Origin of the sequence: Limosilactobacillus mucosae, assembly GCF_013423865.1 — a bacterium.
In the GTDB taxonomy this organism is placed as follows: Bacteria; Bacillota; Bacilli; order Lactobacillales; family Lactobacillaceae; genus Limosilactobacillus; species Limosilactobacillus mucosae.
Genome location: NZ_CP058954.1, coordinates 252,550 through 265,180 on the forward strand (window position 1 = coordinate 252,550; position 12,631 = coordinate 265,180).

Below are 12,631 nucleotides of genomic sequence, written 5' to 3' on the forward strand. Positions count from 1 at the left end.
TAATTTGCATTAGAGAGAGGCTGAAGATATGTTAAGCATATTCTGGTCAAGTCTGTCGGGAGTCTTGATCATTTTAATCATGATTGCAGCTGGGTTTGTTATGAATGAGCGCCATTGGTTTACGCCCGGTTCACCTAAGGTTATTTCAAAGATCGTTACCCAGGTTGCTTTACCAACGTATATGATCAGTACGATTACAACCAAATTTACGGCGGCTGAGCTAAAGACGCTTTTGCCGGATCTGCGCTACCCGGTTTTATCGATGCTGATCCTGTTTGCATTGTCGTTTGCCGTCGCTAGAGCATTGGCCATCAAAAAGAGCCACATTGGTCTGTTCAGTTCGATGTTTTTTAATTCCAATACGGTTTTTATTGGGCTGCCGATCAACCTGGCTTTGTTTGGCGCGCGTTCGGTTCCATACGTGCTGGTCTATTACATGGCCAATACGACTTTCTTTTGGACGCTGGGTGTTTGGCTGATTCAGCATGACGGTATGAAAGAAGCCAAGATTGATTTCAAGCAGGCGCTGGGCAAGCTGTTCTCGCCACCGCTGCTTGGCTTTATGCTGGCGGTGGTTCTGGTAGCTTTGCATATCCGGCTGCCTAAATTCATCATCAGTACCTGTGCTTATCTGGGTAATTTAACGATTCCGATGTCAATGCTGTTTATCGGCATCGTGCTGTCCAATGCCGGGCTGTCAAGAATTCGTTTTACGCGCGATGCCTGGGGGATTTTGCTGGGCCGGTTCTTATTGGCACCACTGCTGATGACGATTTTGGTGCTGCCGAGCAACATGCCGCTGATGATGAAGCAGGTCTTTATTCTGCAGGCAGCAATGCCGGTCATGACCAATGCGCCGGTCGTTTCGCGAATGTATCATGCTGACTACAACTATGCTGCAATTATGGTAACTGAGACCACCACGCTTTCAATTATTGTAATTCCAATTTTAATGGTGGCAATTAAAACCTTGGTCCACTAATTAATGGTTAAAGTTGCCGAATCTCCAATAAATAAGAAATGAGCGGTCAGCCTGTCGTCGAATCCAGACAAGCTGGCCGTTTGACGTTTATCTTTAAGAAAAAGTTTTATTGATCTGATTAGTCGTTTCGATCGGTGATTTGCGTTATAGTTAAAGCAGCAGCATAAGGGGGAAGTTTATTGATGACGGCAACACTGGTAATCGTTAGGCATGGTCAGAGTCAGGCCAATAAGGATAACGTTTTTACGGGATGGAGCGATGCACCGCTCACCAAATTGGGAATTCAGCAAGGCAAACAGGTTGGTGATCAATTGGCAAAATTAGGCCTGCAGTTTGATGACGTCCATGTTTCCTACATGCAGCGGGCAATTATTACGGCCAACTTGATTCTGGAAAAAATCGATCAACTCTGGCTGCCGATCCATAAGACCTGGCGACTGAATGAACGTCATTATGGAGCTTTAAGCGGCTTAAACAAGGACGCGGTCAAAAAAGAGGTCGGCGCGGCAACTTTGCATCAGTGGCGGCGCGGCTTTTTAAAACGACCGCCAATGCTTAAGAAACGTACCCACGAGCGACGCTATGACCGTTTAGGAGTAAAGGTGCCGCTTAGCGAAAGCCTCAAGATGACCCAGGAGCGGTTGTTGCCATATTGGCAGGATCAGATCGCCCCACGACTTCTGGATGGCAGAAATCAGCTGATCGTTGCGCATGGCAGTTCGCTGCGAGCCTTGATCAAATATCTGGATTCGATTGCTGACGATCAGATTGATCAAGTTGAGGTGCCGAATGGTGAGCCGATTTTATACCGGTTTGACGATCACTTAAACATTATCGAGAAAAAATTTATTACGGATGGTGAACAGCATGTCAATTAAAGAAATCTCCAACAATCCTACACTGGCCGGTCAAGTCAGACTGATTGAAGATATCGTCTATTCAGCAGCTGATGGCGAGGCACAGAAAATGTCGATTCTGGCACCATGGACGCAGCGCTACAAGGATCTGCCGCAAACCAAGCGACCACTGCTGGTTTTTGTTCAAGGCAGCTCTTGGACGACCCCGACTTTAGGTGAAAAGATTCCGCAATTAGTCCAGTTCGTCCATGCTGGCTATATCGTGGCAACCGTTCAGCATCGCAGTGCCTTGGATGGGCATGCCTTTCCTGCGTTTTTACAGGATGTCAAGACTGCGATTCGCTATCTGCGAGCCCATGCCGCTGAATATCAAATTGATCCTGATCGGGTTGGTATCTGGGGAACCTCATCCGGGGCCAATGCTGCGCTTTTAACCGCGCTGACGCCGAATGATCCGCGTTATGAGACGGCTGACTATGCTGATCAGTCAGATGCCGTTGATGCCGTAATCAGCTGTTTTGCCCCAACGGACGTCGCTGATACGTTTGCTTTTTCTAAAAATGTGCCTGGCTCGGATGCCATGCAGTTTTGTCTGTTTGGTACCGATCCAACAAAATGGCCGGCCATCAAGCGGGAAATGAGCCCATTATATCAAGTCAAGGATAATCAGCAATATCCGCCATTTCTGCTGATGCACGGGGATGCCGACAAGACCGTGCCATATCATGAAATGGAAGACATGTATCATGAGCTGGAAAAGCATCATGTTGCCGTTGAGGCCTACCGGGTACGAGGGGCCGTTCATGAGCGCGACTTCTGGAGTCAGCAGATTTATGACATTGCCCGCGAGTTCCTGGATCGCAACGTTAAATAGACAAAAAACTCATTGCCTGATTAGACAATGAGTTTTTTGATTGCAGCTATCAAGTCGTTGTTAGGCCAAAGTTCCCATTGGATCCCATGGTTTGAGGACGATTGGTTCTTGAGCCTGGTCAGCCTTGAGTTCATCACTGAGATATTTTTTATTGACGACGATTTGATAGACGTATTGATCCATCCATTCATCACTCATGACAAAGTAGCCTTTTTCGCCGACTTTTGGTCCCCATGAATTCTCAACCTTCCATTTGGCTGGCTTGCCATCAACCAGATCAACCCCGGTCAAGACCATGGCGTGATCCATCATTGACTGGTGATAGTCCAGCATGTCAGCCTTATTCATGGTCAGCTTTGTGTCAAACAGATCTTCATAGCCATACGTGTTGAGCGCCAGAATCCCCAGCTTGGTTTCGGAATATTTGACAACGTCAGAGCCAAACCAGACACTCTCGCCGTTTTGCAGCTGCTTGATGGCCAGTTCCTTTAATTCCGTCATTGAAAGGTTTAAGTGCTTGACTTGACGACCGCCAACCACGTTTCCCAACATCTCGATCGTGTAGGTCTTGTGGTAGGCCTTGTCTTTGGTTGGTGCCTGAATGATGGAGACGTATTCGCTCAGATCCCAGCCAACGTACTTATCAAAGAATGCTACCGGTGTCAGATTGCTGTCGCGATGGAACTGCTTGTCTTTTTTAGTCCGATATTCAAAATCAAAGGTCTGTACCGGTTCACCAAAAGCATATGCCAGCATGCGGTAGACGGTGTTGAGCATTTCTTTGCGCGTGGCGTTGATCTGGGATTCGCTGGCCTGTTCATGAACCAATTGACGCAGAATTACGGCATCATGACGCAATTGATTGTTCAAAACAGCATTGATTTCGTTTGAGCGGCTGGAATTGTAGGTTTCGGGCTGAGCCGACTTAGGTACGACCCCATACTTTTCAATCAATGCACACAGCATGTCCCATTGACCGCCATCAGATTGGGGTGCATCCAAAAGCCAGGCTACCTTGCGATCGTCAATATCCAGATCGGCAGTCTGAATGATGTTTTCATAAAACCAGTTGGCCTTTTCGAACTTGTCCCAGAAGAAGGCATAGGATTGTGACAACTCGAAATCATCCGGCAGATTGAAACGGTTCTGCATGTTGTGACGCATCGTGTTTAAAGCAGCAAACAGCCAGCAGCGTCCCGACTGTTTTTGATCGGCGACGTCACCGGTTGCCAGATCAATTGAGAAGTGCTGATCATTGTCGGCAATCGCATGCCAGTCAAAGCTGGCGGCCTTGACCCCATTTTTGGCGACGGTTCGTTCAAGAATCCGAGTCTCTTGACGGTTGGCATAGTCTTGCTTGAAATCTTTCAGTTGGTCGGCATTAATGACAAAACTCAAAAAAATCACTCCTTTAAGATAATGACTTAATTATAGTCGAATGTTTGATTCACGCCAAAAAAGTAATCAAAAAAGGCTCGCCGGGCATTCTGCGCGGCTGAGCCTTTTTAATTAGCGGGCATGCAGGATTTCTGGCCCATTTTGCCGACCAACGATAACGTCATTGACTCGGTTTAAGAATAAGCCGTGCTCAACAACGCCAACCATGTGAATCAGTTCTTCGGCCATGGCTTGCGGGTCATCGATTTTGCCCAGGTGCAGATCGATGATGTAGTCATTTTCATCGGTACGGTAGCGCTGATCGCCATCCATCCGCCAAGTTGGCTGGTAGCCCTTAGCAGCCAGCTTGTTAAAGACATGCTGAGCACCGAACGGGATTACTTCAACTGGCAGTGGGAAGGCCCCCAGCTGGTGAACCATCTTGCTTTCATCAACGATCCACATGTAATGCTTTGAGATGTCGGCAACGATTTTTTCCCAAAGCAGGGCGCCACCGCCACCTTTAATGCCCTGGAAGTCATCGCTGATCTCGTCTGCGCCATCAATCGTAAGGTCGATGTGGTCGACTTCATCAATGTCTTTGATGGTGATGCCAAGACTTTGTGCCTGTTTGGTCGTGCGATTGGAGGTCGTGACGCCGATGATGTTCAAGCCTTCATTTTTAACGCGTTCGCCCAACGCGTCAACCATGTAGCGAACAGTCGAGCCAGTCCCCAAGCCAACGATCATGCCGTCTTTGATATATTCAACGGCAGCCCGGCCAACAAGCGATTTTAATTCATTTTGGTCCATATAGAACGCTCCTTTATTGATTAAAGCGATCCTCCGGCAATAGCAGATCCTGGTATTCCGGATGATCACGGAATGCCGCTTTAACATATGGACACATCAGTTTAACCGTCAGATGGCGTTCATGGGCATAATCGACGAAGCGCTTGGTAAGCTCGGCCGCCAGTCCATGGCCACGACCTTCAGGAGCGACAAAAACACGCTCTGCGACGACGCGGTCAGGATAGCCGGCAACTGGCGGAAAGCTGATGTCGCCGACCCATTTGCCATTATCATCGATAGCACTGATGCGATGCGGTTCCGTTACAAATTGCATTTTTGTCCCCTCCATCATTAATAAATTTAATCCAACTTGATTTTCCATGGTTCTGAAATGATTGTCAAGGATTAACATGCTACAATTAAATGCTGGACAAGTTTAAAGATAAGTTACGATTAAAAAATAAAAACTGAACGCATGAATTTTAGAGGTGAAGAAATGAAAAAAAGAGGATTTGAGATTGTTGCCAAGTATGCTGATGCCGGCCTAAACCTGCCGCAGCGGCAAACCAAGCAGGCAGCTGGCTATGACTTTGAGGCCGCTGCTGATTTTGTGGTGCCTTCAATCTGGAAACAGGGCCTTTTTAAAGCGCTGCATGCCATCAAACATGCTGCCAAGCCGGGAGAAGAAGAGCTGACGGCTGGCGATCAGGCGCTCAAGCCGGTGCTGGTGCCTACTGGAATCAAGGCCTACATGCAGCCAGATGAGGTGCTGATGCTCTTCAATCGTTCCAGTGGTCCCTTAAAGCGGCGACTGATTCTGCCCAATGGCGTTGGAATCATTGATGCTGACTACTATAACAATCCAGCCAATGAAGGCGAGATTTTCGTACAGCTGCTGAACTATGGGCTCTTTGACTACCATGTAAAAAAAGGCGAGCGAATCGCGCAGGGCATCTTTATGCCATACTTAACGGCTGATGATGAGTCAATGCCTAAAAACGATCGGGCAGGCGGCTTTGGCTCAACTAAAAAATAATTCCAGCTAACCAGCTTTTATCAAGAAAGGAAATGCCTATGGCGAAAGTCAAGACCCAGTATATTTGTCAAAACTGCGGCTATAATTCGCCGCGTTACCTTGGTCGCTGCCCCAACTGCGGTCAGTGGAATACTCTGGTTGAAGAGCGTGTCGAGACGGTAAATGCGCAAAGCACGACGCGGCATTCGTCGACTTTGACGGGAATCGTTGCCAAACCGCAGCGCGTTAAGGACATCGATGCGCAAAAGCTGCCGCGCGTCAAGACTAAGCTAAATGAGCTCAATCGTGTTTTAGGCGGCGGCATTGTACCAGGATCGCTGATTTTGATTGGCGGGGATCCGGGAATCGGTAAGTCAACGCTTTTACTGCAGGTTTCGGGCCAGCTCAGCGATGAAGGGCATTCCGTCCTGTATGTTTCGGGCGAAGAAAGCGGTGCGCAGATCAAAATGCGTGCCGAACGGTTGGCAGTAGCCGGCGATGATTTCTACATCTACCCTGAGACCAGTATGGACAGCATTCGGGCAACGATTGACGATCTGAATCCTGAATACGTGGTGATCGATTCGGTCCAGACCATGCAGGCAACCGATGTCAACAGTGCGATTGGGAGCGTGTCGCAGATCAGAGAGGTTACCGCGCAGCTGATGCAGATTGCCAAAAGCAAGAACATTACGATTTTTGTTGTTGGTCACGTTACTAAAGGCGGCGCGCTGGCAGGACCTAAAATCTTGGAACACATGGTTGATACCGTTTTGTACTTTGAAGGCGATCTGCATCATACCTATCGAATCTTGCGGGCAGTTAAGAATCGTTTTGGCTCGACCAATGAACTGGGCATCTTTGAAATGCGCACGGCGGGGCTGGCAGAGGTCAAAAATCCATCTGAGATCTTTTTGGAAGAGCGACTCCAGGATGCTACTGGCTCAGCCGTTGTGGTTTCCTTGGAAGGGACGCGGCCAATCCTGGTTGAGATTCAGGCCCTGGTTACGCCGACTGTCTTTGGCAATGCTCAACGCACGGCGACGGGCTTGAATCGGAATCGGGTCTCTTTGATCATGGCAGTTTTAGAAAAGCGTGCCAACCTTATGCTGCAGAATCAGGATGCCTATCTTAAGGCAGCCGGGGGCGTAAAATTGGATGAGCCGGCGATTGATCTGGCGATTGCCATCGCGATTGCCTCCAGCTACCGCGACAAGGGAACGCGTCCTGATGATGCCTTTGTCGGTGAAGTTGGGCTGACCGGTGAGATTCGTCGTGTCAGCCGTATTGAGCAGCGCGTTGCTGAGGCAGCTAAGCTGGGTTTTAAACGAATTTTGGTTCCTAAAAACAATCTGCAGGGCTGGAATCCGCCAGCTGATATTGAAGTGGTCGGCGTTACGACTATAAATGAGGCATTACGACTCGCATTAGCGTAAAATAGAAATTACGACACCATAACGATTTATCAAAGGAGGGCTGCAGGTGAGAAAGAGAATTATTAGACTGCTGTTCGTAATCGTGGGGGCAGCAGTTGGTTTTTACTATCTACCACCGATTTGGATTGCCATGCGCAATCAGCTTGGCGTTCAGCTGGCACGGCCAATTGAGTCAGCAATTGATTTTTTGATTGGAGCACTTGTTTTTTGGCTGATTTCACTGCTGCTGACTGACTGGACGATTAAGATGCTGAAACAGGCAGAAAATGCACTGACTAAAAAGAGTCTGACCTATCTGCTCTTTGGGGCGATTTCAACGATCTTTGGCTTGATCTTGGCGATTTTGATCTCAATTCCGCTGTGGCGATTGAGTATTCCCGTTGTCAACAATGTCTTGCCGGTGCTTTTGATGATCCTGTTCAGCTATCTGGGTTTTCATCTGGGAACCACGCGTCAGGATGAATGGCGCAGGCTTTTAACGCGGCGTGGACGAGATGATCAAGAAGCTCAGGTAATCAAGCGTCAAGATGAAAACTATCATCACTATAAGATTTTGGATACCAACATCCTGATTGACGGCCGCATTTATGATCTGGTCAAGACTGGCTTTTTGGAAGGAACGCTTTTGGTACCGAATTTCGTACTTTATGAGCTGCAGTATATCGCGGATGCCGGCGAAAGCATCAAGCGCGTACGGGGACGGCGCGGCTTGGATATCTTAAACAAGCTGCGCAGCGAAAAGATCGTTCCAGTTGAGATGTATAAAGGTGATTTTGAAGATATCAAAGAAGTCGATGAAAAGCTGATTGCTCTGGCCAAGAAGGTCGACGGCGTGATCGTTACCAACGACTACAATCTAAACAAGGTCATTCAATTCCAAAACGTACAGGTGCTTAACATCAATAACCTGGCCAAATCATTGCGGCCACGCGTGATTCCAGGTGAACAGCTGACGGTCGTAGTCGTTAAGAAAGGGACCGAGCGCCAACAGGGGGTTGCCTATCTGGATGATGGCACGATGGTCGTGGTTGAAGATGGCCGCTACTACATGAATGAGCAGCTGGACGTTGAGGTAACCAGTGCGCTGCAGACTGATGCCGGCCGGATGATCTTCGCGCGTCCAGTACATTCAGCGTCATCGCATGGCATTGACGGCAGCGAGCGTCAGGATCAGAAACGATTGGCAGAATCAACCAAAAAGACTGATCATAAGAATAACGATCGTAATAATCGCAAAAACTAGTATTTGCAATTTAAGCATTGCACGGTACACTAGAATAGAAATATTTTCAATTTTTATGAAAGAGGCGGAACAACTTGTCAAAAAACGAAATTCGGGTTCGCTATGCGCCTAGCCCGACTGGACACCTGCACATTGGTAACGCACGGACGGCACTGTTCAACTACCTGTTCGCACGTCACTACCATGGTAAATTCATCATTCGGATTGAGGATACTGATACAAAGCGTAACATCGCGGATGGCGAACGCAGTCAGCTGGACAATCTGAAGTGGATGGGACTGGACTGGGATGAAGGTCCTGACATCGGCGGCGACTACGGTCCATATCGTCAATCAGAACGCAAGGACATTTATGAAAAGTATGTTCAGGAATTGATGGACAAAGACCTGGCCTACAAGTCCTACATGACCGAAGATGAGCTGGCTGAGCAACGGGAACGGCAAAAAGCAGCTCACCAGATGCCTCATTATGAATATGAATATGCTGGCATGACTGATGAAGAGATCAAGCAGGCACAAGCAGATGCTGAAGCAAAAGGTTTAAAACCGGTTATTCGTTTCCGCGTGCCAAAGGATCACACGTACGCTTGGGATGATATCGTTAAAGGGCCATTGTCATTTGACTCAGCTTCAGTTGGCGGCGACTTTGTCATCATGAAACGTGATGGCATGCCAACCTACAACTTTGCCGTCGTCGTTGATGATCATCTGATGAAGATCAGCCACGTTTTCCGTGGGGATGATCACGTTTCTAACACGCCAAAGCAGATGATGATCTACGAGGCTTTAGGCTGGGAAGCGCCAAAGTTTGGTCACATGGCGCTGATTATCAACAACGAAACGGGTAAGAAGCTCTCCAAGCGTGATGAATCCGTGCTGCAGTTTATCGAACAGTACCGCGACCTGGGGTATCTGCCAGAAGCTATGGATAACTTTATTATTCTGCTGGGCTGGTCACCAGTTGGCGAAGACGAGATCTTCTCGCTCAAAGAATTCGTCAAGATGTATGATGAAACGCGTCTGTCCAAGTCGCCGGCTGCCTTTGACCGCAAGAAGCTGCGCTGGATCAATAACCAATACATGAAGAATTCTGATGTAGATGAAGTCTTCAATGTTGCCATGCCGCTTTTGATCAATGCCGGTTTGATTGAAAAACATGCTGATCCATACAAGATCGAATGGATGCGGCGGATCGTTGAAATCTTCAAGCGGGAAATCTCGTATGGTGAAGAGATTCTTCAATATGCTAAGCCATTTGTCGAAGAACCACAGATCCTGACTGACGAAGCTAAAGAAGAAATGAGTGCGGAAACGGTTGCTGTAGTGCTGCGCGATTTCCGTGACAAGATTGCTGCCTTGGACTTTATGGATGCGACGTCCATTCTGCGCTGCATCAAAGGCGTGCAGAACGATACCAAGGTTAAGGGCCGCAAGCTGTGGATGCCGCTGCGGATTGCAATTACGCATGAAACCCACGGCCCACAACTGCCGGAAAGCATTGAGCTGATTGGTCAAAAAGCTACGCTGGCTCGACTGGACGACATGATTGACCGGGTAGAAAACGGCAAGCTTTAAGATTTTGATGACTGACGACCAACTTGGCGTTAGCTCAAACTAAAAATGGGATCCGATATTCGGCTTGACCGAATCAGGATCCCATTTTATTTGACTTGAATGTTTGGATAATTCAAGATGATGCGAGGCCAAAAGGAGGAAGACATGCGAATCATTCCCGCACAAAACGATGCACTGCAGATGCTGGCAGCCTTGGCGACCTTGATCTTTATGAGCTGGTCTTTAAAATACTGGCCGGCTTTTTATCATTTGGATCAAAGACTGCATGATCAGGTACCTAATCGGCAAAACAGTTCTTTTTGGCGCGGCGTGGCTTGGATTGGCCAGCCTAAGCTCACGGTCGGCTATGCGTTTGTCTTAGCCGGTGTTTTATGGCTGACTGCTGATTCAATCACGGCGTTTTGGGTTTTGGCAACGCTGGGCAGCCTGGACGCGCTGGGGATTGGCGTTAAATTGTATTTTAAGCGCAAGCGGCCTGACCAGCATCTGCCAGGTGACGATGGCTATAGCTTTCCCAGCGGACATGTTTTGGGAACCACGGTTTTGGTGCTGATGATCTGGGCACTTTGGCCGACGCCATGGACAGGAAGCTTAGGCCTGGGCTGGCTAATGTTGGTTGCGGCATCCAGATTGGTCTTAAGAGCTCACTACCCAAGCGATGTCTTCAGTACGATGGTGATGGCTGCCGGCTGGGTGGCGCTGTTAAGAAGATTGTATGCACCATTGGCTGAGCTGGTGACCAAGCTGTTTTAGCATTAGGCAAAAGAAAAAGCAGCGGCCGGGGGAGCCACTGCTTGAGGAGTATTACGAAGATCTTGGGGGAGATTTCGTAAAAATGTGTATTTTTCGGTTACTATTGGGAGGAGTAATTGAAAAATAATAGGTTTCGGTTAAATTGATTGCAGCCAAGCTATCTCGTTTGACTACATCCGTAATATTAGCACCCTTTTATGAAAAAAGTATGAATAAAGACTTAACAATTTATTTTTAATGCGCCAACCAGGAATCGGAATGAATTGTGGTAAAATACTGTTATTGCAATTACTTTTAAAGGAGGATTACGGCGTTATGTTGACTATTTATAATACGTTTACCCGTAAAAAAGAAGAATTTAAGCCTTTGCACCCTGGAGTTGTTAACATGTACGTCTGTGGTCCCACGGTCTACAACTACATCCATATCGGCAACGCGCGCAGTGCTATTGCTTTTGATACCGTACGCCGCTACTTGGAGTTCAAAGGCTATCAGGTCAATTACGTCTCCAACTTTACCGATGTTGACGACAAAATGATCAAGGCAGCTGCTGAACAGGGGATTACGGTTCCTCAGCTGGCCGACAAGTTTATCAAGGCCTTTATGGAAGATACGGCCGCCTTAAATATAGAACCAGCTACCAAGCGACCACGCGCGACAGAAAGTATTCCTGAAATCATTGACTTTATCAAGGTCTTGATTGAAAAAGACTATGCTTATGTCAAAGATGGCAACGTTTATTATCGGACGCGCAAGTTTAAGCATTATGGCGAGCTTTCCGGACAGTCGATCGATGATTTGGAAACCGGCGCCAGTGAGCATATTACAGCTGAAGAGATTCAGCAAAAAGAGGATCCTTTAGATTTTGCGCTTTGGAAAGCTGCCAAACCAGGTGAGATCAACTGGGATTCGCCATGGGGGCAAGGACGGCCTGGCTGGCACATTGAATGCTCGGTTATGTCAACGCGCTACCTAGGCAAAACGATTGATATTCATGCGGGTGGTCAGGATCTGCAGTTTCCACACCATGAAAATGAGATTGCGCAAAGCGAGGCAGAGACTGGTCAGCAGTTCGTCCGCTATTGGATGCACAATGGCTTTGTCACGATTGGCAAGGACAATGAAAAAATGAGCAAGTCACTGCATAACTTCATTACGGTGCATGACATCATCAAGCATGTTGATCCGCAGGTGTTGCGCTTCTTTATGGCAACCACTCAGTATCGGCGGCCGATTCAATATAGCGAGGCCAATCTGCAGGATGCACAAAACAATCTGGAACATATCCGCAACACTTATGACAACCTGACATATCGCCAGCGTGATGCTCAGAATGGCAATGACGATGAAGTTGCTCAGCGAGTAGCGGCATTTACGCAGCAGTTCATTACGGCAATGGATGATGACATTAACGTCCAAAATGGAATTGCCACGGTCTATGAGCTGGTCAAATATGCCAACGTCTATGCTCAAAAGCCGGTCGTTAAGGCTGAGGCACTCAAGACGCTTAAACAGGAGCTGGAAACGCTGCTGGGGATTTTTGGCGTACGTTTGGAAACATCTAATTGTGAAATTGATGATCAAGCCATCAAAGATCTGATCAGCAAGCGTAATCAGGCACGGGCTGCTAAGAACTTTGCCTTAAGCGATCAGATTCGCGATGAGTTAAAGGCGCAGGGGATTATTCTGGAAGATACCCCGCAAGGAACGCGCTACAGAAAGGAATAA

The 12,631-nt window shown here is 47.8% G+C and carries 12 protein-coding genes; 9 read left to right on the top strand and 3 right to left on the bottom strand.

The genetic code is table 11. The annotated features are described in order from the left end of the window. Positions 1–28: 28 nt before the first annotated feature. The 3 genes from H0G69_RS01105 (at position 29) to H0G69_RS01115 (ending at position 2,713) form a co-directional block, all read left to right on the top strand. Positions 29–982 (top strand): AEC family transporter, encoded by a 954-nt coding sequence (locus H0G69_RS01105; RefSeq protein WP_180304983.1) that lies wholly within the window; start codon positions 29–31, stop codon positions 980–982. A gap of 182 nt (positions 983–1,164) precedes the next feature. Beyond that, a complete protein-coding gene (locus H0G69_RS01110; protein ID WP_006500506.1) occupies positions 1,165–1,860 on the top strand; it encodes a 2,3-bisphosphoglycerate-dependent phosphoglycerate mutase in 696 nt (231 codons plus the stop codon). Then, on the top strand, positions 1,850–2,713 hold the full coding sequence (locus H0G69_RS01115; RefSeq protein WP_048345388.1) for an alpha/beta hydrolase: 864 nt from the start codon (positions 1,850–1,852) through the stop codon (positions 2,711–2,713). Before H0G69_RS01110 ends, H0G69_RS01115 begins: the two co-directional genes overlap by 11 nt. Positions 2,714–2,773: 60 nt before the next feature. Here the strand turns inward: H0G69_RS01115 and H0G69_RS01120 are convergent, their stop codons facing one another. The 3 genes from H0G69_RS01120 to H0G69_RS01130 all read right to left on the bottom strand — a co-directional run bounded on the left by H0G69_RS01120 (position 2,774) and on the right by H0G69_RS01130 (position 5,216). Continuing rightward, positions 2,774–4,111, bottom strand: coding sequence for a C1 family peptidase (locus tag H0G69_RS01120; protein WP_143112786.1), 1,338 nt, complete (start codon positions 4,109–4,111; stop codon positions 2,774–2,776). Between the two features lie 111 nt (positions 4,112–4,222). Next, positions 4,223–4,903, bottom strand: coding sequence for a ribose-5-phosphate isomerase RpiA (rpiA, locus tag H0G69_RS01125; RefSeq protein WP_056967504.1), 681 nt, complete (start codon positions 4,901–4,903; stop codon positions 4,223–4,225). A 13-nt stretch (positions 4,904–4,916) separates the two neighbouring features. After that, positions 4,917–5,216 carry a GNAT family N-acetyltransferase gene (locus tag H0G69_RS01130; RefSeq protein ID WP_006500502.1) on the bottom strand — a complete coding sequence of 100 codons (300 nt, stop codon included), beginning with the start codon at positions 5,214–5,216 and terminating at the stop codon, positions 4,917–4,919. A gap of 162 nt (positions 5,217–5,378) precedes the next feature. On the opposite strand from H0G69_RS01130, the gene H0G69_RS01135 reads away from it, so the two are divergent. The 6 genes from H0G69_RS01135 to cysS all read left to right on the top strand — a co-directional run bounded on the left by H0G69_RS01135 (position 5,379) and on the right by cysS (position 12,631). Then, complete coding sequence (locus tag H0G69_RS01135) at positions 5,379–5,918, top strand: dCTP deaminase/dUTPase family protein (RefSeq protein WP_180304984.1); 540 nt, start codon at positions 5,379–5,381, stop codon at positions 5,916–5,918. A 38-nt stretch (positions 5,919–5,956) separates the two neighbouring features. After that, positions 5,957–7,333 carry a DNA repair protein RadA gene (radA, locus tag H0G69_RS01140; RefSeq protein WP_006500500.1) on the top strand — a complete coding sequence of 459 codons (1,377 nt, stop codon included), beginning with the start codon at positions 5,957–5,959 and terminating at the stop codon, positions 7,331–7,333. Positions 7,334–7,379: 46 nt separating this feature from the next. After that, on the top strand, positions 7,380–8,576 hold the full coding sequence (locus H0G69_RS01145; protein ID WP_033934276.1) for a PIN/TRAM domain-containing protein: 1,197 nt from the start codon (positions 7,380–7,382) through the stop codon (positions 8,574–8,576). Positions 8,577–8,650: 74 nt separating this feature from the next. Next, a complete protein-coding gene (gene gltX / locus H0G69_RS01150) occupies positions 8,651–10,150 on the top strand; it encodes a glutamate--tRNA ligase (protein ID WP_006500498.1) in 1,500 nt (499 codons plus the stop codon). Between the two features lie 144 nt (positions 10,151–10,294). Beyond that, complete coding sequence (locus H0G69_RS01155) at positions 10,295–10,903, top strand: phosphatase PAP2 family protein (protein WP_180304985.1); 609 nt, start codon at positions 10,295–10,297, stop codon at positions 10,901–10,903. 315 nt (positions 10,904–11,218) lie between these two features. Then, positions 11,219–12,631, top strand: coding sequence for a cysteine--tRNA ligase (gene cysS, locus H0G69_RS01160; RefSeq protein WP_180304986.1), 1,413 nt, complete (start codon positions 11,219–11,221; stop codon positions 12,629–12,631).

What these genes read in the sequence shown, in the direction of transcription:
- H0G69_RS01105 (WP_180304983.1), top strand. Translation starts at nt 29, where the DNA reads ATGTTAAGCATATTCTGGTCAAGTCTGTCGGGAGTCTTGATCATTTTA.
- radA (WP_006500500.1), top strand. Translation starts at nt 5,957, where the DNA reads ATGGCGAAAGTCAAGACCCAGTATATTTGTCAAAACTGCGGCTATAAT.
- H0G69_RS01135 (WP_180304984.1), top strand. Translation starts at nt 5,379, where the DNA reads ATGAAAAAAAGAGGATTTGAGATTGTTGCCAAGTATGCTGATGCCGGC.
- cysS (WP_180304986.1), top strand. Translation starts at nt 11,219, where the DNA reads ATGTTGACTATTTATAATACGTTTACCCGTAAAAAAGAAGAATTTAAG.
- rpiA (WP_056967504.1), bottom strand. Translation starts at nt 4,903, where the DNA reads ATGGACCAAAATGAATTAAAATCGCTTGTTGGCCGGGCTGCCGTTGAA.
- H0G69_RS01115 (WP_048345388.1), top strand. Translation starts at nt 1,850, where the DNA reads ATGTCAATTAAAGAAATCTCCAACAATCCTACACTGGCCGGTCAAGTC.
- H0G69_RS01155 (WP_180304985.1), top strand. Translation starts at nt 10,295, where the DNA reads ATGCGAATCATTCCCGCACAAAACGATGCACTGCAGATGCTGGCAGCC.
- H0G69_RS01110 (WP_006500506.1), top strand. Translation starts at nt 1,165, where the DNA reads ATGACGGCAACACTGGTAATCGTTAGGCATGGTCAGAGTCAGGCCAAT.
- H0G69_RS01130 (WP_006500502.1), bottom strand. Translation starts at nt 5,216, where the DNA reads ATGCAATTTGTAACGGAACCGCATCGCATCAGTGCTATCGATGATAAT.